18 protein-coding genes, 1 tRNA gene and 1 pseudogene are annotated in these 21913 nt (G+C 58.9%); 5 read left to right on the top strand and 15 right to left on the bottom strand.

Translation table 11 applies throughout. The annotated features are described in order from the left end of the window. Positions 1-534 precede the first annotated feature (534 nt). Both A37A_RS0107375 and A37A_RS0107370 read left to right on the top strand, forming a co-directional pair. Positions 535-1236 (top strand): hydrogenase expression/formation C-terminal domain-containing protein, encoded by a 702-nt coding sequence (locus A37A_RS0107375; RefSeq protein ID WP_155996516.1) that lies wholly within the window; start codon positions 535-537, stop codon positions 1234-1236. Positions 1237-1652: 416 nt separating this feature from the next. Beyond that, a complete protein-coding gene (locus A37A_RS0107370) occupies positions 1653-1880 on the top strand; it encodes a DUF2892 domain-containing protein (RefSeq protein ID WP_018290878.1) in 228 nt (75 codons plus the stop codon). A gap of 59 nt (positions 1881-1939) precedes the next feature. On the opposite strand, the gene A37A_RS16355 is transcribed toward A37A_RS0107370, so the two are convergent. The 4 genes and pseudogenes from A37A_RS16355 to A37A_RS0107350 all read right to left on the bottom strand — a co-directional run bounded on the left by A37A_RS16355 (position 1940) and on the right by A37A_RS0107350 (position 3789). After that, positions 1940-2290, bottom strand: coding sequence for a hypothetical protein (locus tag A37A_RS16355; protein WP_018290877.1), 351 nt, complete (start codon positions 2288-2290; stop codon positions 1940-1942). Beyond that, complete coding sequence (locus A37A_RS19140; protein WP_018290876.1) at positions 2287-2838, bottom strand: ISL3 family transposase; 552 nt, start codon at positions 2836-2838, stop codon at positions 2287-2289. Before A37A_RS19140 ends, A37A_RS16355 begins: the two co-directional genes overlap by 4 nt. Positions 2839-3291: 453 nt before the next feature. Next, positions 3292-3396 (bottom strand): annotated as a pseudogene (locus A37A_RS21330) (integrase core domain-containing protein); the annotation flags it as partial. A gap of 321 nt (positions 3397-3717) precedes the next feature. Beyond that, positions 3718-3789, bottom strand: a tRNA-Thr gene (locus A37A_RS0107350). A gap of 172 nt (positions 3790-3961) precedes the next feature. Here A37A_RS0107350 and A37A_RS18275 point away from each other — a divergent pair. Further along, positions 3962-4540 (top strand): tol-pal system YbgF family protein, encoded by a 579-nt coding sequence (locus A37A_RS18275; protein ID WP_231363813.1) that lies wholly within the window; start codon positions 3962-3964, stop codon positions 4538-4540. Between the two features lie 44 nt (positions 4541-4584). On the opposite strand, the gene A37A_RS16340 is transcribed toward A37A_RS18275, so the two are convergent. From A37A_RS16340 to panC, 8 genes are all read right to left on the bottom strand, one after another. Beyond that, complete coding sequence (locus A37A_RS16340; protein WP_018290872.1) at positions 4585-5829, bottom strand: aspartate kinase; 1245 nt, start codon at positions 5827-5829, stop codon at positions 4585-4587. Between the two features lie 303 nt (positions 5830-6132). After that, positions 6133-7752, bottom strand: coding sequence for an outer membrane beta-barrel protein (locus A37A_RS0107330; RefSeq protein WP_040887665.1), 1620 nt, complete (start codon positions 7750-7752; stop codon positions 6133-6135). Positions 7753-7778: 26 nt separating this feature from the next. Further along, positions 7779-9362 (bottom strand): outer membrane beta-barrel protein, encoded by a 1584-nt coding sequence (locus tag A37A_RS0107325; protein WP_020494149.1) that lies wholly within the window; start codon positions 9360-9362, stop codon positions 7779-7781. A 124-nt stretch (positions 9363-9486) separates the two neighbouring features. Next, entirely contained in the window at positions 9487-11175 is a 1689-nt protein-coding gene (locus tag A37A_RS0107320) for an outer membrane beta-barrel protein (RefSeq protein WP_020494148.1), read from the bottom strand. A 225-nt stretch (positions 11176-11400) separates the two neighbouring features. After that, on the bottom strand, positions 11401-12768 hold the full coding sequence (locus A37A_RS0107315) for a sigma-54 dependent transcriptional regulator (protein ID WP_018290868.1): 1368 nt from the start codon (positions 12766-12768) through the stop codon (positions 11401-11403). 8 nt (positions 12769-12776) lie between these two features. Then, on the bottom strand, positions 12777-13964 hold the full coding sequence (locus tag A37A_RS0107310; RefSeq protein WP_196799535.1) for a PAS domain-containing sensor histidine kinase: 1188 nt from the start codon (positions 13962-13964) through the stop codon (positions 12777-12779). A gap of 241 nt (positions 13965-14205) precedes the next feature. Further along, on the bottom strand, positions 14206-15258 hold the full coding sequence (locus A37A_RS0107305) for an N-acetylmuramoyl-L-alanine amidase (protein ID WP_018290866.1): 1053 nt from the start codon (positions 15256-15258) through the stop codon (positions 14206-14208). Next, positions 15246-16022, bottom strand: a complete 777-nt coding sequence (gene panC / locus A37A_RS0107300; RefSeq protein ID WP_020494147.1) for a pantoate--beta-alanine ligase — start codon at positions 16020-16022, stop codon at positions 15246-15248. The genes A37A_RS0107305 and panC overlap by 13 nt, the downstream gene beginning before the upstream one ends. 83 nt (positions 16023-16105) lie before the next feature. On the opposite strand from panC, the gene A37A_RS0107295 reads away from it, so the two are divergent. Then, the gene (locus tag A37A_RS0107295; protein ID WP_018290864.1) at positions 16106-17005 is read left to right on the top strand and encodes a hypothetical protein; all 900 of its coding nucleotides are present in this window, start codon (positions 16106-16108) and stop codon (positions 17003-17005) included. A gap of 7 nt (positions 17006-17012) precedes the next feature. Here A37A_RS0107295 and A37A_RS0107290 read toward each other — a convergent pair whose 3' ends face one another. Further along, positions 17013-17576, bottom strand: a complete 564-nt coding sequence (locus A37A_RS0107290) for a bifunctional nuclease family protein (protein WP_018290863.1) — start codon at positions 17574-17576, stop codon at positions 17013-17015. 55 nt (positions 17577-17631) lie between these two features. On the opposite strand from A37A_RS0107290, the gene speA reads away from it, so the two are divergent. Further along, positions 17632-19602, top strand: a complete 1971-nt coding sequence (gene speA / locus A37A_RS0107285) for a biosynthetic arginine decarboxylase (protein ID WP_018290862.1) — start codon at positions 17632-17634, stop codon at positions 19600-19602. Between the two features lie 58 nt (positions 19603-19660). Here the strand turns inward: speA and A37A_RS0107280 are convergent, their stop codons facing one another. Next, entirely contained in the window at positions 19661-20641 is a 981-nt protein-coding gene (locus A37A_RS0107280; RefSeq protein WP_040888640.1) for a dihydroorotate dehydrogenase-like protein, read from the bottom strand. 154 nt (positions 20642-20795) lie between these two features. Continuing rightward, positions 20796-21725 carry a LysR family transcriptional regulator gene (locus tag A37A_RS0107275; RefSeq protein ID WP_018290860.1) on the bottom strand — a complete coding sequence of 310 codons (930 nt, stop codon included), beginning with the start codon at positions 21723-21725 and terminating at the stop codon, positions 20796-20798. Between the last annotated feature and the right edge of the window lie 188 nt (positions 21726-21913).

The following is a 21913-nucleotide window of genomic DNA, read 5'->3' as shown; positions in this document are numbered from 1 at the left end:
GTGTAACCGGTTCGGTGCTCACTCCACCCGTGCCACCGATTTCACTTGCGCCCACAATTCTTGCCCCACGCTCACGCCAACTGCGCCTTCTGCCTTCCCGGGTCAAGTTCCCGAAAGGAGGACGGTCGATTCCTCTCGGGAGGTTTGCGCCGGAAGTCACGCACTGCCTAGGCAATACGCTTACAGCGGCAAGGCACATCCACTTACCTCTCCCGAGGATCTGCTCCTTAATAAAATCCATTTGCAGTTTCTTCGAAACGGCGTCGCAAAATGCGACGCTCGCTGTTTTGGCTTATCGCAAATAAAGCCCCAGTTCCTTCGTGTTGATGGCGTTATGCCTCCCGGCGCGTGGGCTCGTGTCTCCGCCGGAAAGCGAGCCGGTAAAGCGCTTCTTCGCGTGGGAATATGGACTCCCTTGCTTTCCGCAATCATCCTATGCACTCCACGAGAAGATTGCTGCGTGCGGCTGCGCCGGCCGGCAAAAAAGACCGTCCATCCTTCCCGCCTGAAAGGCTTTCACCTCGCATCGGACGGGTGCTCCTTACGCTCGAGCGGGTGCTGCTGGGCCAGCGCTTGTGGGAGCCGCCGCGCTCGATTCCGCTGACGAACCTAACTCCGGACGAAAAGGAGTCGCTGTTGAGGATTCTCGGAGAGGACGCGGCGATTATAGAGGTCACAGGAGAGATGCAACAGACCGCAGTGAGGACCATGCTGAGCGGAGTCTGGTTCGCGGAGGAGAAAGCGGGAGAGGATCATTTCACCCACATGATCGAGGTGGGAGTGCTGTCCTCTTTTGCCTTGGACCGGTTGGCGGATCTTCCCTCGATGATAGTTCCTCTGACGCCGCTCGCATCGGAGTCCGTCGCCATTTCCGCCGTCCGCCAAGAACTCCTGGAAAAAGAAAGAAAGTGGGACCGGGAGGGCGTGGCTGGGAATGTCAACTCGCATCTTCATCCCTTCGTCCCGCTCGATTACGAGCGGCTCGCCTCCTTTCTCGGTCCGCCGTCCCTCATCGGTTGGCGGAAGGAGGGCCGCTACCGCTGGTGGCTCCTTGGCACACAATGGAAAGATCTCTGGCGCGTCGAAGTGCGCACCCAGAAAGGCCGAGAAGTGGCTTCATTTCTGGAAATCCGTCGCTACCCCGCCGCCTTGACGTTTCCGCCCTCCGCCTTCGCGGTGAGCGCCCGCCGCGTGCAGCGCCTCCTCCAGCCTTACAGGGATAGGTTGCAGGAATAGGGGCTTGCACAAAGCGGCTGTGCCGCAGCCATCCACCAGCCCTTATCCAGCCAAAAGTGCTATGCCACCTTCCTCTGTCAGGTCACCAAGGGAGGCTGTGTAGCTTGTTTTGGTGGAAGTCAGACACGGGCTACCTGGAAGGGGCAGTCCAGATGCTGCGCGACACAGGCAAGAAGATCGACGAGCGGCTACTACCACATGTTTTCGCCGCTGGGCTGGGAGCACGTCAATCTGACCAGCGATTACCTCTGGCGCAGCAGCGCCAAGATTGACGCTGGCAAGTTCAGACCGCTACGACCACTGCAAACGATTTAACGTGCTTTATTTTCCATTTTCTGAATCGACCGCCTCTGGAGATAGGGCGGGGCGGTTGCCCGGAGCCGCTTTCTGGCGTAAATTTAATAAAAGGACTCAATATGCCAATCAATGAAGGAAAGACAGAGCGCATTCTTCGCGTCAGCGCAGGTTTCTTACTCCTCATCCTATTGCCCCTGACGCTCCCCGGCGCGGCCAAGTGGTGGGGACTCGTGGGCTTGCTTCCGCTCGTCACCGGTCTTACCGGCTACTGTCCGGCCTGGACCCTCTTGAAGATCAACACATGCGCGACCAAGCAGAAGGATAAGGCGTTGTCCCATCAAGGGTAGAGGGAGGGAGCGCTTCACGCGATCCGGTGGCTGGCTGTCAAGACCCGCGCCGGTAGTGGCTATTTAGCCATGCCGACCGAATCCGCCACCGGTACCGGGTGCAAGGCATCGGAGTGGACCTCGTAGAGGAATCCGAGGATGGGAATCCAAGGGGGGACCAGCGGATGCCGACGGAGACGCTGGATATCCTCCGCGATGGTTTCCTCTTGGTGTTGAATCGTCAACCAGTCGATATACTGGGCTTCCGACGTGCCCGAGCCGGATCCCCGATCGTGCCACCCGTCGCTTTCCAGAACGGCGTGATCGAGGCTCTTTGCCAGCAATCCCCGCATTATTTCGTCGGAAAAGGTCTCCATGCCGCAATCGGTATGGTGGATGACGAACCATTCCCGGCCTCTTCGCTGTCTCACGTGGCCAAGGCGGGAACATCCAACGTCAGCTTTCCGGCTTTGAGGAAAGCGGCGATCCGCAAGTACCGGAAGCTTCGCAAACCACTCGCCATCTTATTGGTGAGCTGGATGAGGCCGTTGATCGCCTCGATGAGACCATTGATCACTCGGCTCTGGAGGACAGCAAGGACGCCGTCCCAATGGTCTTTGATCTTCTGCTCCCCGCTTCTCGTCCATTCGTTGCCTCGCAATGCCCAGAGACTTCCCTTCGGCAGCAGCCCCTGGCGCACGCACTCCTTGCGTATCTGGTCGACCACCTCCCCCGCCATCTGCATGAAGTGGGAACGGTCAAAGACGATCTGTGCCCTGGGGAACTGCTCCTTGGCTCCAGAGATGTAGGAGAGGCTCATGTCCATGCAGATCCGCTCGGTCTGCTCGGAACCCTTCCCTTTGCCCTCCGCCAGGAAGAGGAGCCTCCGGCTGTCCGCGTCGGTAACGGCGGTCCCGTAGCGGTGACCCCGCTTGCTGCCGGTCTCGTCCACCAAGATCCGCCTGATCCCCCGCTCCAATCCTCCTTCCGGTAGACCTTTTCCCCATAGTGCTCCAAGAGGCGCCGGAGCCGGGTGTCCTGCTCCTTCAACATCTCGGCCACCTGGGAAACCGCCATCTCCTTGGCAAGCGTCAAGATCACCGCCTCCATCCTGTCAACGCCGATTTAAAATCGACCCATATTTTTCGAAAATCGGCGATCGCAAATTGACCTACTTGCATTTTGAAGATCGAGAAATGAGCTCCATAGAACGGGAGCGGGCTCAACCCATGGAGGATGCGCATTGTTCTGGCGGCGGCAGTCAGGGCGGCGAGACCTGCTCCCTGAGGTGCTCCCAGTACGTCCTACCAATGGAAGCGGTTTTTAGACTAATTTTTGAGCGTCTCTTCCTTCCCTATTTTGAATCGAGAGGGGCTGGAAGCAACGAGCCGTTGCCAGTCCCCTTCCGGTTCGTTCTTGGGGTTTCTTCCAATACCTCTAAGGGCGTCCGGTAATCAAGCCCCTGATGCAGCCGCTCCCTGTTGTAGAACCGGAAGTAGTCGTCCAGGCCCGCCCGGGCCTCAGGCAGGTTGCCGTAGTCCCGACCATTTCGGCGGAACGCGGGGAGAATGCCCTACTCCGCTACGCTGCGCAGGGCATTCTCCCCGCGCAACAACAGGGCAGCGCTGTTCCGCTGCGACTGAAGTAATACATGCAGCTTAAATTCGGAGGAAATCTGTCTTGCCATCGGGGTTCACTCAACGCCCCCTCTGGTCATGCGTACGATTTGCGTACGGATTTAAGCAGTGTTTGGGGGTAAATTCCGGGCATTGGCGGCATGCATGGTCATCTAGGAGCAAGATAACGTACGCTCTATCTACCAAAGGGAATGACTTCCGTATGTCGTTCTGAATCTGGGAGCCGCTTAAGGGATTCGAACCCTTGACCCACGCTTTACGAAAGCGTTGCTCTACCTCTGAGCTAAAGCGGCAACGCCCGATGGAGGCAGGAGATCGAACTATGCGGCAGAGAAGCCGTCTTTCGCAACTCGAATGTCTTATCGGGCCAGCGGCGGCCAGCGGGAAACTTCGCGCTTGTCAGGCGGAGGCCGCCGGCGCTTCATAGGCATCGCCATGCCAAATGAGCGCCTTCCCGTTTCGCCGATGGACCATGCCAGCCGAGGGAGTGCCCTGCCCATTGTCGCCCTTCTTCTCCTGGTAGCGGCCATTGCTGCCGCGATCGGAGCCTACGCTTGGCAGAAACATGCAAAGCGGTTGCGCTGGGAGGAAGTAGCCTCGACCTACGCCAGAACCTCGAACACCTCCGAGCGTCTGACGTTGATTGAACGCCACCGCGAAGTGCCGCAGAGCGCCCTTTGGCTACTTCAAATTGCTTCCGGGCAGTTTCAGGAGGGAGCTTACGGCGAGGCGACGAAAAGTTTTCTGCGTTTCACCGACTACTTCCCGAAACATCCGCTTCGGCCGGCCGCTCTTTTGGGAGCGGCAGCAGGTTCGGAAGCGCAAGGGAAGCGAGAAGAAGCCGTCCGCTCCTACCGCGCAGTCCTCGAGGAGCAATCGGCCGATCCCTATCGACTCGTGGCAGAAATTAGTCTCGCCCGGTTGGAAATCGAGCAAAAGCAGTACGCTTCTGCAAAAAACCTCTTGGAAGCCATCCGTCGGCGCAGACCCGTCAACCGCTTTGAGGGAGAAGTTCAAGAGCTCCGCGACCGACTGCCGCCGTAATCAAATAGAGTTCTCGGAAATTTTCGATCCCCCGCCCCGAACGCTCAACCGAGCTTTCTCACCTCCGATGAGGTCCCCCCTGCCAAGCCAAAGGCTTCGTGCACCGCGCGAACCGCTTTTTCCGACGATTCCTCGTCGATTACGACCGAAATCTTGATCTCGCTGGTAGAGATCATCTGGACGTTCACTCCTGCGTCGGCTAGCGCCTGAAAGAGGAGTGCCGCGACTCCGCTATGGGATCGCATGCCGATTCCGACGACGGAAAGCTTGGCGACTCCCTCCTGGGCTCGAGGTCGAGCCGCCCTCAGTTCCTGCGCTGCCGGCTCGATGATGCGCAGGGCTCGAGAAAGGCTGTCTCGGTTCACCGTGAAGGTAATATCCGTCAGACCTCGGTCCGAAACGTTCTGTACAATCATGTCGACCGAGACGCCATGATTGGCGACGGACGAAAAGATCTTGGCGGCTACCCCCGGATGGTCCGGTACCGCCGGAATGGTGAGTTTTGCTTGATTCCGTTCCAGGCTGATCCCTCGAACGACGACATCTTCCATCGATTTTGTTTCTGCCTTCACAAGGGTTCCCTGGGCGTCGGAAAAACTCGATCGCACTTCGAAGACGACTCGAAACTTCTTCGCGAATTCGACCGAGCGACTCTGCATGACCTTTGATCCCGATGCCGCCATTTCCAGCATCTCGTCATAGCTGATCTCGTCCAGCTTCGCGGCATTCGGAACCATGCGGGGATCCGCCGTGTAGACGCCGTTGACATCGGTATAGATCTCGCAGAGATCGGCCTTCAGAACGGCTGCCAAAGCGATCGCCGTCAAGTCGGACCCTCCCCGTCCCAGAGTCGTAATACTCCCCTGAAGATCCTGCCCTTGGAAACCCGCCACGACGACAACGGCTCCCTCGTCCAAAAAGCCATGGATCCTTTTAGGACCGATATTGAGAATACGGGCGCGAGTGTGCGACCCGTCCGTGACAATCCCCGCTTGCGCTCCGGTCAAGGGCACGGCGCGGATCTTCTTCGCATGGAGGGCCATTGCCAGAAGAGCGGTCGTCGTCTGCTCCCCCGTGGCCAGGAGGAGATCGAGCTCGCGCCCCATCGGATCGGGATGGACTTGGCGCGCCAACCGCAAAAGGGAATCCGTCACTCCGGACATGGCCGAGACGACGACCACCAGCCTGTCTCCCTGCTCATGGCGTCGGGCAATCCGTCCAGCCACGCGATCAATGCATTGGACGTCTCCGACCGACGTCCCGCCATACTTCTGGACCACGAGTGCCATATTGGCGCGTCAGCGCGCTTGCCGGGTCCGGCAAGCCGAAGGAGAACATTTGTAGGTCACACCGATCGCGACTCTTCCCTTTGCAACAAGGAAGGATACGCGGAATCCGGCAGATAGGCAATGTGAAGGAAAGCTCGCCCGCAAGGGCGTACGATTAAAAAAAAAAAAGCGGCGCGGTTTGAGCCGCGCCGCTCTTTCGGGAATCGTTAGAGGAGGAAAACGATTCGTTCGAGGTTTCTGGATATTGAGACGCACGAGAACCCATTTCCGTTCAAATTGACCGCCTTTCTCCTTTTTCTTGGCTCAGTACGAGTAGACCACGTCGAGCGCGAAGAACCAGAAAGGGCCACTGCTCAACGCGGCGACTCCATTTCCGCTCGATGGCACCACGCCCTCCGCCGGGCTGTAGTAGGTGAGAAACCCTTTGCCGTAGTCCATCCGATTTTCAACGCGGATCATGAAGTTGTCGGCGAGGTCGAACCGCCAGTCGACCGTCACATCCCAGATGTCCGCCGGGAAGAGGAAGTTAGAAAAGATCTGATTGGAGTTGGTGTGGTCGAACTGCTCCCGCCATGCCATGCTGAAGAGCTTGTTAAACTTGTAGATCTGGTAGATCGACACCCCAAAGAAGCTCGTGGAGCCGTTGTACCCACCGGGAGGAAGCCCCGCGATCGGGAAGACATTGTTGGCGCTAAGCGTGGAAGCGCCCATCTGGGGCAATCCGGCCGGAAGCACGGCCGCGTTGGAAAAACCGCCGACGAGCTCGTAGGCAAACTCGAGCTTCTGGTCCTTGACCCACTTCGGGATCCAGGTCCCGAAATCGTTGAACTCCATGAAGAGACCGTTGTCATTATAAGGAGAGGGTTCGATGTCCCCACCATAATTATAGGCACCCGCGTAGTTGCCGAAAGGCCGGGTGCCGAATCCCGGGGGATTCACGCCGTCCGGTGCGAATGCATAGCCGAAGGTGTTGAGGAAGAGCTTGTCCTTCGAGACATAGTCGATCATTTGCCAGAGGACAACCGCGTTGCTGCTGTTGATCATGTTGTTCACCATCCCGTAATAGGGATAACCGGCGCGCGATACGTTCCACCCCCCGTTGGTGAGGCCGACTCGTGTCGTCCAGCAGTCGTCGATCTTGTAGATCGCCTCGCCCCCGACCATCGTGAATGGCTCGAAGTTGTTGAAGAGAATCCCATAGCTGAAGTTAAAGTTGGCCGGACGCTCCATGACTTCCAACCCGATCGGAGAGGCATACTGACCAATATGGAACTCGATGCTCTTGTCCCCGACCGGCATTTTGAACTGCACGTAGGCCTGTTCAAGGAAGATGCCGCTGGAATTAAACCCAACGCCGGTATTGTCGAAGGTCCCGTTGCCCTCTACCGCATCGGGCTCGCCGAGAGCCGCATCCTGTCCGAAAATCGCATCGACCCGAAAGCCCGCTTGCCATTTATTTTCGTCGGTGAGCGCTTTCTCGAGAGCCACCTTGAGCTGGTTCAGGTTGAATGAGCCTCCCGGAATCCCGTCGGTGGTGAACCGAAGCGGCATGCTGGGATACGCGGGAAGTGGTGTTCCCCTCGGCACCCCGGAGATCGCCGGGTTTGCCGCGATGACCGGGACTTGATTGAAGGATGGGGCGTTGACCAAGTTGTAGGTGTAGCTCGCCTCCACGTAGCCGGTCAGCTTGATTCCCGGATTCTGCGCTTGCGCGGCCGCGATCCCCTGCTCTTCGAGCACCTTCTGAAGTCGATCCAGCTCTTCGGGGCTCCCCTGAAGAGAGCCTGCGTCCGCAGCGCCGGCCGAGAGCTCCGACGCGCTTCCTCCCGAGGGAGCCTCGTCCGCCGCCCAAAGTGGGCCCAGTGGCAGAAGAAGGAGCCCGAAACCCCACACGACCCCCTTCCCGCACAGTCTTCTTTTCATCCTCCTCCTCCTTTCTGCGCGTGGACTTAGTAGCTGTAGACGAATTCGAGGGCGCCGAGGAAGATGGGGCCATTGGCGGAGGAGAGGAGGGCGCTTGGGGAGGTGGTTCCCTGGAAGGGATAGCCGTAGTAAGCCATGACCCCGAGGCCCCAATCGACTCTTCCTTCGAGGCGGATCATGAAGTTATCGGCGAGGTCGAAGGCCAGAGTAGCGGTATATTCCCAGATATCGGTGGGGGCGTCATGGCCGGCCAGGATGCTGTTCCAGCCCGCCTGCATCCATTCGGCCCGCTGGGAGAGGCTGATGATCGAGTTGAACTGGTACTTCGCGTGGATGGCGGCGCCATACCAGTTGGAGGGACCGCTATAGAGGCCGACGGGCAGCCCGCTGACCGCGGGGGAGACGTAGCTGACGTCATTGTTGTAGAAGCCTCCGGTGAACTCGAAGCCCAGGAGCAGCTTGTCGTGGGCAAACTTGGGAGCCCAGGAGCCCCAGACATCGCCCAGGAAGAAGGCGTTGTTCTGGTTGAAGGTCCCCTCGCCGCGAATCCCCTGCGCGATCCCGTAGGGCTGGGCCATCCCGTCGATCGGAGAGGCTCCGAAGCCCGGAGGGTTGACCCCGTTGAAGCCGTACATGGCCGTCGCGCTCAAGATGGCGTTCTTGCCCTTGGACTCCCACTGCCCATTCCAAAAGAGAAGATAGGCCGCGTTGCTATCGATCGTGTTGTTGAGGTATCCGTTGTAGTTGTAGCCTCCGCGGGAGACGTCGAAGCCCCCGTCAGCCACCCCAAACCTCGTCGACCACTGGTCGTCGAAATGGTAGATCGCCTGCATCCCTGTCAGCGTCGTCGGCAAGAGGTTGCTGAAGAGAAGCCCATAACTGAAATCGAGGTTCACCGGCCGCTCCACCACCTCGTAGCCCGCCGGATCGACGAACTTCCCAACCCGAATGTCGAGCCCGTTGCCCACCGGCACCCGGAAAACCACGTAGGCCTGCTCCAACCAGAAGCTCGAGGTGTTGAAGAGAGCCAGCGAACTGTAGTTGGTCCCCAAGCCCCCGATCGTGTCCGGAGCCCCGATCGAGGCATCCTGCCCCACGATCAGATCGGCCCGAAAACCGGCCTGCCACCGGTTCTCCTCGGTCAACGGCTTCTCCAAGGCCAGCTTGAAGGCGTTCATGTTGAAGCCCCCGCCAGGAATCCCATCCACCGGCTCCCGTCCAGGAATCGCCGGATACCCTAAGGCCCTCCCCGCCGCATTGGTCGGCCCTGTATAGCCCGCCGGCGGCGTAAAACCAGGCACTTGGTTAAACGAAGGAGCGTTGATCGCGTTGTAGGTGTAGCTGGCATCCACATACCCCGAGAGCACGATCCCCTTGGTGTTCGCCTGGACCGGAATCCCCTGGTCCTCCAACCGCTTGATCAACTCCGCTACCTGCGAATTCTGGCTCGACGAACTCTGGGTCGAGGAACTCTGGCCTGCGCTGGTCGCCGTCCCAGAGGAATCGGCGCTCGCCGATTCCTCGGCAGCCAACGCCGCAGCGGCCATCCAAGCCCCCAGAACCCAGAAAAACCCAAAAACCAGTTCTTTCCCGTGCCGGGTCCGTTTCATCCTCCCCCTTTCTCTGCTCGCAGCAACCCGATCGGATCCGTGATCCATCAGGATGTGCCAGATCCGATCGGTGATGGAGAAAGCAGAATGCGTGCCATTGTTTCTCTGGAATGGCTGATTGGCACTAAAAGGTGTAAACGGCCTCCAGTCCTGAGAAAAAGAAGGGACCGCTCGAAGTTCCGACGAGTCCATTGCCGGCGAGACCGACGTCGGCTGGAGGGATGCCGTTTGCGGGGGCGTAATAGTTCATCATGTTGTTGCCCCAATCCATGCGACCTTCCATCCGCACCATGAAGTTATCCGCCAGATCGAAGCGGAGGGTGATCGTCGCGCTATAGATGTTCGTCGGGGCGATCATCCCCTCGAGGTAGCTGTTCCAAGCGGCTTGCAACCACTGCTCCCGCAGCGCCAAGCTGACCAGCGGATTGAATCGATAAATCTGGTAGAGCCCGGCACCCATCCAATTGGTAGGACCGCCGTAACCGGAGGAATAGGGAAAGAGAGGGAAGATCCCCAGGGCGGTTTCCGTGGCGGGGCTCAAGCCGGTGATTCCCGCTGGTGCTACAGCGTTGTTGTAAAAGCCACCGATGAGCTCGTAGGCAAGCTGCAGCCGGCGGCGATAGACGAAAGGGGGAGTCCAGATTCCATAGTCGTTGAACTCCATGTAGGTTCCGGGAGAGTTGTAGGGTCCCGGAACGATGTCTCCAGCCGCGTAGGCCCCAGGATAGACGGCGCCGTTCACCGTTCCGGGCGAAGTGCCGAAACCAGGGGGATTCGTTCCGTGTGGTCCGTAGAGCATCCCATAGGTTGTGACGAAGCTCTTATCGGGAGAGGTATAATCGACGTTGAAGGTCAGAAGAAAGGCCGAGAGGCCGCTAATCGAGTTGTTCACCATTCCAAAAAAAGGGTACCCACCTCGGCCCACGTTGAACCCTCCGTCGGTCACTCCTCCTCGGACCGTCCAGCGATCATCCACGCGGAAGAGAAACTGCGTTCCAACCAGCACAAAAGGCTCGACATTGTTGAAGAAAAGGCCGTAGGTCATGTTGAAGTTCGCCGGTCGCTCGAGAACCTCGAGGCCGATCGGGGCCGCGAACTTCCCGACATGAACCTCGAGCTTCCGATCCCCGATCGGAATTTGGAACTGGACGTAAGCCTGCTCCAGGAAGACTTCGCTGGTGTTGAATCCCATGCCCGTCGAGGTGGACGATCCGGCTCCGGAAAGGAAGTCGGGCACTCCCAAGGCAGCATCCTGACCCAGCATGAGGTCCATGCGAAAGCCGGCATCCCACCGATTTTCCGCCGTCAGTCCTCTTTCTGACCAGAGCTTCACCTGGTTGAGGTTGAAGCCGCCTCCCGGAATGCCGTCGTCCGCCAAGCGCATAGGAAGGAGGGGATAGCCCCGGGCCAGCCGACTTCCTCCCGCCGCAGTCGGCGCAACGAAGCGCGGCACTTGGTTAAAGGAGGGAGCATTCACAAAATTGGCCTCGAAGGCGCTGTCGACATAGCCTCCCAGTCGCACTCCCGGCGATGGCGAGCTCACGGACATTCCCTGCTCTTCCAAAATCTGTTGCAGACGCATCATCTCTCCTTCGCCGTCCGTTCCCTGGGGCGCCGTCAGATCGACATCGCTCCGATCGCTGGGAGAACCGAACAGGGGAAGCAGGGCCGTGCTCGCAAGCAGCAGGAAAGATAAGACAGTCGAGACGAAGGCTGGGCGCACAGTCTGCCGGGTGCTGCGTTCTCCTTTTGCATAGACCACTCTACCCTGGGGCGGGACGGGGTCGGGAATCAAAAGAGAGTCTCCCCACATTAACAGCCGATCAAAGCCGTTGTCGGTCTCCTTCGCTAGCTTTTTGCCGGGCTGCCCGTCGTCACGAGATCAACCTGGCTGTCTCACAAGCGTTCTCCTGCGGCTTGCGAAATGGACCCGGCTGCTTCGTTGAGGTTTGGTTTTCCCTCCTCGCAGTATGTCGTACTACCGCTCCGGGGAAAACCTGCGCCGCGCCTCGGGTACGAACTTTGTGAGACAGGCAGGTCAAGGAACGCGATCGTTCCGTTCCGTCTCGGCGATCTTCCGGAGGAGAGTCTTTCGGCTGATACCCAGCCTCCGAGCGGCTTCGCTGCGATTCCCTCGGCAGGAATGGAGCGCCTGAAGAATCCACTGTTTTTCCGCCTCCCGCAGGGTCATCGCTGTGGACGCCAGGTCGTGCAGAGGGCGAAGAATGGATGGAATGCGAATTCTTTCCGGAAGATCCTCCGGCGTGATCCGAGGGCCTTGCGCCATGATGACCCCATGCTCCAGGGCCATGCGCAGCTCCCGGACGTTGCCCGGCCACTGATAATGGGAGAGAAGCCTTTCCGCCTCTTTCGTCAGGCCGATGACCCGCTTCCCGTTTTCCTGCGCGAACTCGCTGATAAATGCTTGGCAGAGAAGGAGGAGATCCTCCTTTCGTTCCCGCAGGGGCGGCAGGACGATGCGAACCACATTGAGGCGAAAAAAAAGATCTTCGCGAAAGGACCCTTCCGCGGCCATCTGCTCCAAATTGCGATTGGTCGCAGCGATGACTCGAACGTCGATGGGAATCGCCTTGTTGCTCCCCACCCGCTGAATGATCCGCTCCCCGAGAACCCGCAAAAGCTTTATCTGCGTCGTCGCGTCGATCTCTCCAATCTCGTCGAGAAAGATGGTGCCGCGCTGTGCCTCCTCGAAGCGTCCGATCCTCTTCTCCAAGGCTCCGGTAAAGGCTCCTCGCTCATGACCAAAAAGCTCGCTTTCCAGTAATTGGGGCGAGAGGGCGGCGCAATGAACGGCAACGAAGGGGAAGGTTCGGCGCGGACTCGACAGGTGAAGGGCGTGGGCGGCAAGCTCTTTACCGGTTCCGCTCTCGCCTTCCAAGAGCACTGTGGCGCGACTTCCCGCGACCTGTCGGATCTTTTCCACTACCGGGGCCATCGCCTCGGATCTCGCGATCACCCGATCCAAGCCGAACTTCCGTCCGAGCTGCTGCCGCAAATTTTGATTCTCGGTCTCCACCTGCCGGGAACGGACCGCTCTTCTCAGAACGATTTCGAGCTTTCCCAAATCCAGCGGCTTGGTGACATAGTCGTAGGCACCTCTCTTGATCGCTTCCACGGCATTATCCACCGACCCGTAGGCCGTCATGATCACGCATACGGGGGAAGCCAGCAGGCTCTTGCTAAAATCCAGCAGATCCAACCCCGACTCTTTCCCAAGCCGAAGGTCAAGCAAGACGACATCGATCGTCTCGTCTTCCAAGACTCTCTTCGCAACCTCCACGCTCTCAGCCGTATAGGTTTCGAACTCCTCCGAAAAAGCACGTCGGAGGCCCTCGCGGGCGTTGCGTTCATCGTCGACAATCAGCAGTCCAGGAAGATCGTGCATCGATTGAGTCAGGACTTCTCCTCGCCTTTTGTATCCTCGTCTCCCTGCTCGCATCCCATCGGTAAGAGACGGACTCGCCGCTCGCTCCGTGGCAGAAGGATGCGCACGGTCGTTCCTTTCCCTTCCCGGCTTTCCAACTGGATCTCCCCGCCATGCTCCCGCACGATACGACGCACCACCAAGAGACCCAACCCCGTACCGGATTGCTTGCTCGTATAGTATGGTTCGAAAGCCCGGCTCATTTCCGTGGCCGACATCCCGGATCCATTGTCCTGGAAGCGGACCAGAAAATGACTGTCTGAGAGCTCCGTCCGAATGATCAGGATCCCACCGCGATCCATCGCCTCCAGCGAGTTTTTCATGACGTTGAAAAACGCCTGCCTCAGTTGATCCCGATCGGCTCGGACCAATGGCATGTTCCTAGCCAGCTCCATCTCGACCAGGACATCATGATTTTCCAATTGCGGCGCCAGGAAGGAGACCGCGTCTCGCACGACCTCATTCAAGGCAATCGACGCCAGCTTGGGCGGAGCAGGCCGGATCGCCCGAAGGAATTGATTGACGATCACGTCGAGTCGACACAACTCGGACCGCATCGCCGTGAGGGATTCGACGACTGACCGCCGCGTCTTCCTGCCCGCAAGCTCTCTCTGGAGCAGCTCTGTATGGATCTGGAGGGAGTTGAGCGGATTCCCGAGTTCGTGCGCCACACCCGCCGCAAGCAGGGTGAGGGCGTTCAGCTTTTCGGATTCGATCATCTCGAGAGTCTTCTCCCGACTAGCGGTCATGTCATAGATGATCACGACGAAAGCGTCTCTGCCATCTGGTCCTTTTTCGAGCGGGACAGCCGAGCAGTTCAGATAGCGCACCTCCGGATAGGTGATTTGCAGATCTCGGCTGAAAATTTGACCGGAAGCGACCAAGGCCGGCCAATCGACGTCGGGAAGATAGCGGCCGATCGATTTTCCCAGAGGCCCTTCCCAATCGATGCCCAGGAGCCGCTCTGCGCTCTGGTTCCCGTACAAGACTTTCCCCCGGGCATCCACGACCAAGATCCCTTCCTGGAGCGCATTAAAGATCGTCTCCAGAAACCCCTTCTCCTGGGCCAGTCGCCGAAGATAATTTTGAATCTCTGTCGGACCAAGCCGTTCAACCCGTCCAAGGAGCTTGTTTAAGAACGAATCCCGCAAGCTCATGCCCAACGCCATACCTTTCCCGCTCGAGGGCAATCTAGTCGAGAAACCAGCACCGGTCGAGCCTGGCCTGCCTGTCTCACGAGCGTCCTCCTACGGCTTGCAAAATGGACCCGGCTGCTTCGTTGGGACTTGGGTTTCTGGCCCTCCTCGCCGAATGTCGTCCTACCGCTCGGGGGGGAAATCTGTGCCCCGCCTTGCACCTAGGAGGCTAGATCAGAGGAGTAAGCAGCCGCTTGTGGCTCTACTCGAGATCCGTTCCCCGCTTCGTCGAGGCAGTGCGGGATGCGGAAGCTCGCAGATTGGTCGCTTGGAAGAAGCGGCCGAGGCCCCGAGCGACGGCCTCAGCGAGTCGCTGTCGATACTCCGGTTGATCGATCCAGGACGAATCAACCGGGTCGGACAAAAAACCCCCTTCCACCAGGATCCCCGGCAGCGGATTATCCCGCAGCACCACGAATCGCGCGCGCCGGAAACCCCGGTCCATCTCCGGATCGTCCGGACGGAGGCGGACAAGCTCCAAGTGGATTTCATGAGCCAGGAGCGTGTTGAGAAGGTCGTTGCTGTTTCCCTGGAGAGGCAGATAGTCGACCCGCCGCACCCAACTTCCATTGTTGCTCGATGGGGCTCCCCGAGGCGCCAGACAATAGGTCTCGACTCCATGCCCGCTCGGCTCGGACTGGTTGTAATGGAGACTCACAAACACGTAGTCCGGGTAGGTCCGCGCGATCCTCACTCGCTCTTCCAGGGGAACGAAGACGTCGCTGGTTCGGGTAAAGGCGATGGGAAGCCCGTGGGAGCGCAGAATCGTCCCGAGCCGTCGAGCCGTGTCCAGGGCGTAATCCTTCTCATAGCGGCCGTTGCGGCTTCTCGCCCCCTTATCCTCGCCTCCGTGCCCAGGATCGATCACGACGCCCCGGAACGAAAACCGAACGGGAATGCGGGAAGGACGAAAAATGGGATCGAACAAGCAGGAAAGGTCGGTACGAGAGACGTACCATTGTCGATCTCGTTCGAGCAGAGGAAAGGAGAGTGCGTGTCGGACGCCGTCGACGAAGACATACGGGCTTCCCTGCTTCCCATCCACTGTCCCCGCATTCCCTGACAGATGGATTTCCCCTGGCAACGGCTCTGCGGCGGAGAGTCGATAAAAGCGGCAAAACTCTTCGATCGGGACATACTCGGTGGCACCGATGGTCAGAGGATGCCATCCGCCATCCCCTTCCGCCTGCGCAACGTCCAGCATCATCAAAAGAACGTTCCCGGCAAGAAGCACCGCATGAATTAGGCTCCGCATGGAAAGTTGTCGATCAACCGAACTCCATCGATCCAAATTGCTCCGCACAAGCGCCCGTCCGCCTCTTCGAGGTAATCGACGCGAACGCCCGGCATCCTGCTCAACTCGACCGCTGCCCAGCCGCAACCATCCGGACGACGGGCCGCTTCTTCGAGGATGCGAGGAAATTCGACCGCCCGCGTCCGCTGCTCCGTCGAAAGATAACGGTTCCTCGAACTCGACGCCAGCCCGTCATGATCCCGTTGAATTTCCACCGGGACGATCCGGACAGGGAAATCGAGATCGCGAACCACCCGACGGACGACGGAAAGTTGCTGTGCATCCTTCCATCCGAAAACCGCCACAGCCGCTTGGGTTAGGTTCAAGAGCTTTGCCACCACGGTCGCGACTCCTCGAAAGTGGCCGGGTCGGCTTCTGCCGCAACGGCCGGAGGAGAGAGCTTCTTCCATCACATAGGTCGAATGGTCGGCCGCGTAGAGAGTGCGGGGAGCAAAGAGAACATCCACGCCCGCTGCTTCGCAGGACTGTCGGTCTGCCTCCATCGTCCGTGGATACGCAGCAAGGTCTTCTCCTGGGCCAAACTGCAAGGGATTGACGTAGACGCTGACGATCACAGGCGCCCCCTCTTCTCTCGCTCTCTGGATAAGGGCGAGATGACCGGAATGGAGCGCCCCCATGGTCGGCACCAATGCGGGGGAAGCGCCCATTTTCCGCAGACGGAGCCCAACCGCCTGCATCTCTTTTGGCTCTACGATGAATTGCATCCTTATCCCCCTACTGGCCGCACCACTTTTTCCTTGAGCCGATCGAGCCGTCGCTCCAAAAGAAGCCGGCTCTTCCGGCTCTCATGAGTTCTTTCTTGTTTGCCTTCTTCGGCCTCTTCGTCTTGCTTGCGCTACTGGACGCGGGCTTGCCCAGTCGCTTTGGAAACGGATCCCTCCGCCGGTCTATCGCGCTGAGCCTTCTTTGGCTGACGTTTTCCATCGGCTGCGGCGGCTACCTCTGGAAGGCGCGAGGGCTCTCTGCCGCTCTCGACTTTGGAGCGGTGTATGGTCTCGAATATCTCCTGAGCATCGACAACCTCTTCGCCTTTTACGGGACATTCCGTCTCTTCCGCATTCGGGGTGCCGCCCAATCGCAACTGCTTACCTTTGGCGTCCTCCTGGCTATCCTGCTGCGGGCTCTGCTGATCTGGGTGGGCTTGAGTCTGCTCGGAAAGCACGAAGCCATCTTTCCCCTCTTCGGGATTCTGCTCGTTGCGGCGGCAGTGCGGTTTTCCCAAGCGCGGGAGTCGGAGCCCGTGGTCCCGGGAGCGCGAAAGCTTGGGGCCCTGATTCCCGAGAACGACGGAGAGACGAGCCGCTGGTTCATGCGCCGCGGTGGCCGGATCCTGCCGTCTTCTCGCTTGCTCGCCCTCCTCTCCATCGAGCTAGCCGACCTGATTTTTGCCTTGGATTCCATTCCGGCAGCATTTGCCATCACTCTGGATCCTACCGTGGTGTTTCCGGCCAATCTTTGCGCGGTCATGGGACTCCGCTCTCTCTACCCGCTCGTGCAGCATGCGGCGGATGAGCTACAATGGCTGAACCGGGCAATCCCCTGGGTCCTGGCGCTCATGGGTGGAGAACTCTGCCTCAAGCCATGGTTCTCTGTCCCGACGCTCTACACGGTCGCGCTCCTCGCGTCTTTGTTCGTCGGCGCATTCCTCGCAGCGGCCAAGCGCAAGGCTTTACGCAGACGGGCCTGACCGCGATCTATTTGACCTCACCACCGAAGAGCGGTTCGTCGGGCGGCTCTTGCTGTTTGCGTTGAGCCTCGCGCATCTTTTCCAGCAGCTCGCCCATGTCCTCCACCTCGTCCCAGACTTCGCGGGAGACCAGAATCGGACGCTTGGCTTGCAAGGCGAGAGTCAGACAATCGCTAGGTCGGGCATCAATTTCGATCATCTTCTTATGCACCTCGCTTTCCGCATGAAGAAGAAGCCGGGCGAAATAGGTGTTGTTGCGCAAATCGTTGATTATGACTCGGTCGATAGCGATCGCAAACCCCTCGAAAATCAATCCGACCAGTTCGTGAGTCAGCGGTCGTTCGTTACGCTCGCCGCGCAGCGCCATCATAATCGCCCGGCCGACATAGCTATCCACGTTGATCACAAACACTTTCTCCTCATTCCCAAGGAAAACAGCAAAGCCCTGGGGTCCGGTCGGAAGGATGCCCACGACCTCGACGGGGACCAGATCATTCTTCACATTCCCTTCGTACCATAATCCCGCTCCTTCGCAAGCCGCCGCGCATCCCTCGATTTCGAAACGAAACATTTCCCTTTCGCCGAGGTTGCGAAGAACCGAGGGCGCTTTTTATATAGGGGGACCGATGAGCGCGAAAATCCCCTGGAATATTCATCAAGCCCTGCAGACCTATCAAATTCCCAGATGGGGAGCAGGATACTTCTCCGCCAATGAAGCGGGTCATATGACCGTTCGCCCGCTGCAGGACGGCGGCCCGGAGATCGACCTGCTCGAAGTGATTGAAATGGCGAGAGAACGCAAGCTTCAATTCCCGCTCCTTCTTCGCTTCCAAGACCTCCTTCGCCATCGGGTCGAAAGCTTGAACCGAGCCTTTGCCGAAGCGATCGAGGAGGCGGGCTACCGCGAACGGTTCCGCGGCGTTTTCCCCATCAAGGTCAACCAACTCCAGGAAGTCGTCGAGGAGGTCCTCGACGCAGGCTCCCCTTATCATCACGGCTTGGAAGTCGGGAGCAAGCCGGAGCTTTTTGCCGCTCTGGCCCTCCACCGGGACCCAGAAAGCTTGATCATCTGCAACGGCTTCAAGGACAGCCTCTTCGTCGAAACGGCGCTTTTGGGCCGCAAGCTCAACAAGAAGATCTTTCTGGTCATGGAAAAGCCTACGGAGCTCGAGGTCGCACTTGCGGCCGCGCGCAAGTTGGAGGTGGACCCCCTCCTGGGCGTCCGAATCCGCCTTTCGGCAAAAGGAAGGGGGCGATGGGCTCTTTCCAGCGGGGAAAGCGCAAAGTTCGGCCTGTCGACCCCGGAACTGCTCGATGTAGCCGATCGCCTGCGGCAATCCGGAATGGAACGCTGTCTGCAACTCGTCCATTTCCACATTGGCTCTCAAATACCCGACATCATTACCATCAAGCGCGCCGTGCGTGAGGCCTCCCGCTACTACGCCCGCCTCCTCCAATTGGGATTCCCGGTCGCCTACCTCGATGTTGGCGGCGGCCTAGGGATCGACTACGACGGGAGCCGTTCGACCGACTCCAGCATCAACTACACCCTGCAGGAGTATGCGCGCGACGTGGTCTACAACGTGGCGGAAATCTGCGACGAAGAGAAGGTTCCACATCCCTGCCTGATTACCGAGAGCGGACGCGCCGTCGCCGCACACCATTCCGTGCTCGTCGTCGACGCCTTTGGATCCATCGAAAAGGAGAGGACTCCTGCCACTCCTCCGAAGCAGGCGGAGCCTCACAAGCTCGTCCGGGAGCTGCTCCATGTCAAAAAGCAGCTTTCGCACCGGAAGAATCGCCTGGAGCATTATCATGATGCGCTTCAGATCAAGGAGGACGCGCTTGCCATGTTTGACCTGGGCCTTCTCGATCTCCACACCAAGGCGCACGTAGAATCTCTCTACTGGGAGATCAGCAAGGAAGTTCTCTCCCTCTATGAAGGGACAAAGCAGATTCCGGAGGAAATTCGCAAACTCGGCAATTCGCTCTGTGATCAATTTCTTTGTAACTTTTCCGTATTCCAATCCTTGATCGACTATTGGGGACTCGGGCAGGTTTTCCCCATCGTCCCGATCCACGAGCTCCAGCGGCCGCCGACCCGTCGAGCCATTTTGGCCGATATTACCTGCGATTCCGATGGCAAAATCTCGACGTTTATCGACGGCGATGAAGCTGTCCAGAGCACTCTGCCCCTTCATGATTTTACGGGGAAGCTCTACCTGGTCGGCATTTTTCTCATCGGTGCCTACCAAGACATCATGGGCGATCTGCACAATCTGCTGGGACGGGTCAACGAAGCCCATGTCTTCCTTGACGCCGACGAACCACAGGGCTTCTACATCGAAGAAACCATCCCGGCCCTTACGATCGCAGAGGCCCTGGCCTCGGTTCAATACGAGACGCACGCTCTTCAGCGAGCCTTCAAGGGGCAGATCGATGCCGCAATCAAAGCGGACCTGTTGAAACCAAACGAAGGCATGCGCCTCTTGGACTTCTACGAAGCCGGGCTACGACATCCGACCTATCTCGAATTCGCCTATCCGGCCAGTCTCGCCCTGCCTCCGGCCCCGCTGCCTTCTCTGGTTGCTGGTTAATTGGCTTGCCGCAGCCCCGCCGACGCAGGCTCGTTGGGAAACGAGCGCATCAAAACGATCATCCTCCACCCGCGCTCACCGCCGCAACATATTGCGCTCTTTCGAACGTTTCCGGATCGGCGCAGTTCTTCTGGCTCAAGAGGCCGCGCCACTGCTCGATCGACTCGTAGCCATGGCGTTCCATCCAGTGAGCCACGCCCGCGCACAGAAGCCGGACATGTTCGGTACCCCGCTCCAGGAGCGCGGAGCACAACATCGCGACGTTAGCCCCGGCAAGAATGACCTTGAGCGCATCGGCCGCCTCCAAGATACCTCCGGTGGCCGCCAGGTCGATGGCCAGACGGCCGTAGAGGATTCCAATCCAGGTGAGCGGGATTCGAGTATCTCGGGAGGAACCGGGCAAAAGGCCGCTTCGCAGAGTCAAATGTTCTTCGTCGATATCGGGTTGATAGAATCGATTGAAAAGCACTGCTCCGTTGGCTCCCGCTGCATGCAAGCGTTTCGCCATGTGCGCGAAGCTCGTGTAAAACGGGCTCAGCTTGACAGCGAGAGGAATCCGGATTTGGGCGCGGACCAAGCGCACAATATCCAGCGTTTCCATTTCGATCTCCGATCCGGCTCTATCGGGATCGGTCGGCACCGAATAGAGGTTGAGTTCCAAGGCGTCGGCTCCCGCTTCCTCGATGATCTTCGCGTAACGGGTCCACCATCCGGGGGAAGCCCCGTTCAAGCTGGCGATAATCGGAACCCCGATCGAGGACTTGAGCGCCCGAATGTGATCGAGGTAGGCCCTCGCGCTAAAGCGAAACTCTTCCAGCTTGGGAAACGCCTCGAGCGCCCCGCCATAATCCTCGTAGGAATGCTCTGCCACTTCCTCCTTGAGAAGCTGTTCCTCGAAGAGCGAAGGGAGCACTACCGCTCCAATGCCGGCGGCCTCCAGATCCACGACCTTGGTGAGCGAGGCGGTCAAGGGAGAGGAGGAAGCAATCAAAGGAGAGCGAAGCGTCAAGCCAAGATAGTGTGTTTTTAAATTCGCCATGGATCCTCCCTTTGTCCTCTTTTCCTGTGCTCTCTCTTGCGCGATGGCAAGCTCACGAACCTCTCCGCCAGGAGAAGCGACCGCCACCCGTGCGCGGCGCTGACGCAGGAACTTTCGCCCTCCGCGACCGGCCTCGCCGCAGGATCGGTAACCCCTATTCGCCCACAGCCTTCGCCGGCGCGGAATCGCCTGGCCCCTCCGCCGGCTCATCCTGCAAAGTCTCAAGAAATCGCTTCACCGCGGGCGAAAGGACTCTGCCCGCCTTGTAAAGCAGGGAAATTGGCCGGTAGCAGGGCTCGCCGGCGATCTCCACTGCCGCGAGCGATCCATTGAGAAGCTCTTGTGCTACGGTCGCGGCGGGAACGATCGACACCCCGATGTCGATCTCCACCGCCCGTTTCACCGTTTCGATGTTGTCGAACTCCATCACCGGTCGAATTTCGAGTTTGCGATCCCGGAAGAGCTGATCGATCCCCTTGCGGGTCGGCATATCCGAGGTAAAACCGACGAACCCCTGCCGGGCTACTTCTTCCAGTCCTACCTCCTTCCTCTTAGCCAGAGGATGCTGGGAATGGCAAATGAAAACCAGGCGGTCCTTTTGGAACGATATGGCCTTCATGCCTTTACGCACAACGGCAAACGCAACGATTCCCACATCGCAGCTTCCGTCGGCAACGTCTTCATAGACCTGCTGCGAGTGACGATACTCCACACGAACATTGACTTCGGGATATTCGCGGAGAAAGTTCTTGAGATAGGGAGGCAGTTCGTAGAGTCCCACGCTATAAATCGTCGACACCCGAATCGTGCCGGAAATCCGATTTCGTACCTCCGCGATCCGGTTCTGCAGCGCTTCGTAGAGAGCGACGATCTCCTTCGCCGTCTGGTATACAAGCCCCCCCTCGGGGGTGAGGCCGATGCGCCTCCCGCCGCCCCGCTCCAACAGCGGTAGCCGAAAGCGCTCCTCCAATCCGCGGATTTGTTGGCTGACGGCCGATTGCGAAATGGAATTCGATTGCGCAGCTTTGCTGAAGCTGCGGGAATCGACAAGATCTCGAAAGACCTTTAGGGTCTCCAATTGCATTGATGGAGTCTTAAACAAAACTAATACCCTGTCAATTTCATGAACCTACTTGTGGAGTCGAGGAGTGGCGCGGTGCGACGTAGGAGAGCCATAGCGGGAGCTGCCCCTTTCGGTATGACAGTGCCTGAGTATCTCTCCCTATCGGCCGTTTCCACTCCCCGCTCATCAAACCGAACAGGCGGATTTCC

Source organism: Verrucomicrobium sp. 3C, assembly GCF_000379365.1.
Taxonomy (GTDB): Bacteria; Verrucomicrobiota; Verrucomicrobiia; order Methylacidiphilales; family Methylacidiphilaceae; genus Methylacidimicrobium.
This window is presented reverse-complemented; position numbering and strand designations above follow the sequence as displayed.

Excerpts from the sequence above, each read along its gene's own strand:
- A37A_RS0107370 (WP_018290878.1), top strand. The coding sequence starts at position 1,653 with ATGCCAATCAATGAAGGAAAGACAGAGCGCATTCTTCGCGTCAGCGCA.
- A37A_RS0107325 (WP_020494149.1), bottom strand. The coding sequence starts at position 9,362 with ATGAAACGGACCCGGCACGGGAAAGAACTGGTTTTTGGGTTTTTCTGG.
- speA (WP_018290862.1), top strand. The coding sequence starts at position 17,632 with ATGAGCGCGAAAATCCCCTGGAATATTCATCAAGCCCTGCAGACCTAT.
- A37A_RS0107290 (WP_018290863.1), bottom strand. The coding sequence starts at position 17,576 with ATGTTTCGTTTCGAAATCGAGGGATGCGCGGCGGCTTGCGAAGGAGCG.
- A37A_RS0107320 (WP_020494148.1), bottom strand. The coding sequence starts at position 11,175 with ATGTGGGGAGACTCTCTTTTGATTCCCGACCCCGTCCCGCCCCAGGGT.
- A37A_RS0107280 (WP_040888640.1), bottom strand. The coding sequence starts at position 20,641 with ATGGCGAATTTAAAAACACACTATCTTGGCTTGACGCTTCGCTCTCCT.
- A37A_RS0107295 (WP_018290864.1), top strand. The coding sequence starts at position 16,106 with ATGAGTTCTTTCTTGTTTGCCTTCTTCGGCCTCTTCGTCTTGCTTGCG.
- A37A_RS0107315 (WP_018290868.1), bottom strand. The coding sequence starts at position 12,768 with ATGCACGATCTTCCTGGACTGCTGATTGTCGACGATGAACGCAACGCC.
- A37A_RS0107275 (WP_018290860.1), bottom strand. The coding sequence starts at position 21,725 with ATGCAATTGGAGACCCTAAAGGTCTTTCGAGATCTTGTCGATTCCCGC.
- A37A_RS16340 (WP_018290872.1), bottom strand. The coding sequence starts at position 5,829 with ATGGCACTCGTGGTCCAGAAGTATGGCGGGACGTCGGTCGGAGACGTC.
- A37A_RS0107305 (WP_018290866.1), bottom strand. The coding sequence starts at position 15,258 with ATGCGGAGCCTAATTCATGCGGTGCTTCTTGCCGGGAACGTTCTTTTG.
- A37A_RS0107310 (WP_196799535.1), bottom strand. The coding sequence starts at position 13,964 with ATGAGCTTGCGGGATTCGTTCTTAAACAAGCTCCTTGGACGGGTTGAA.
- A37A_RS18275 (WP_231363813.1), top strand. The coding sequence starts at position 3,962 with ATGGACCATGCCAGCCGAGGGAGTGCCCTGCCCATTGTCGCCCTTCTT.
- panC (WP_020494147.1), bottom strand. The coding sequence starts at position 16,022 with ATGCAATTCATCGTAGAGCCAAAAGAGATGCAGGCGGTTGGGCTCCGT.
- A37A_RS0107330 (WP_040887665.1), bottom strand. The coding sequence starts at position 7,752 with ATGAAAAGAAGACTGTGCGGGAAGGGGGTCGTGTGGGGTTTCGGGCTC.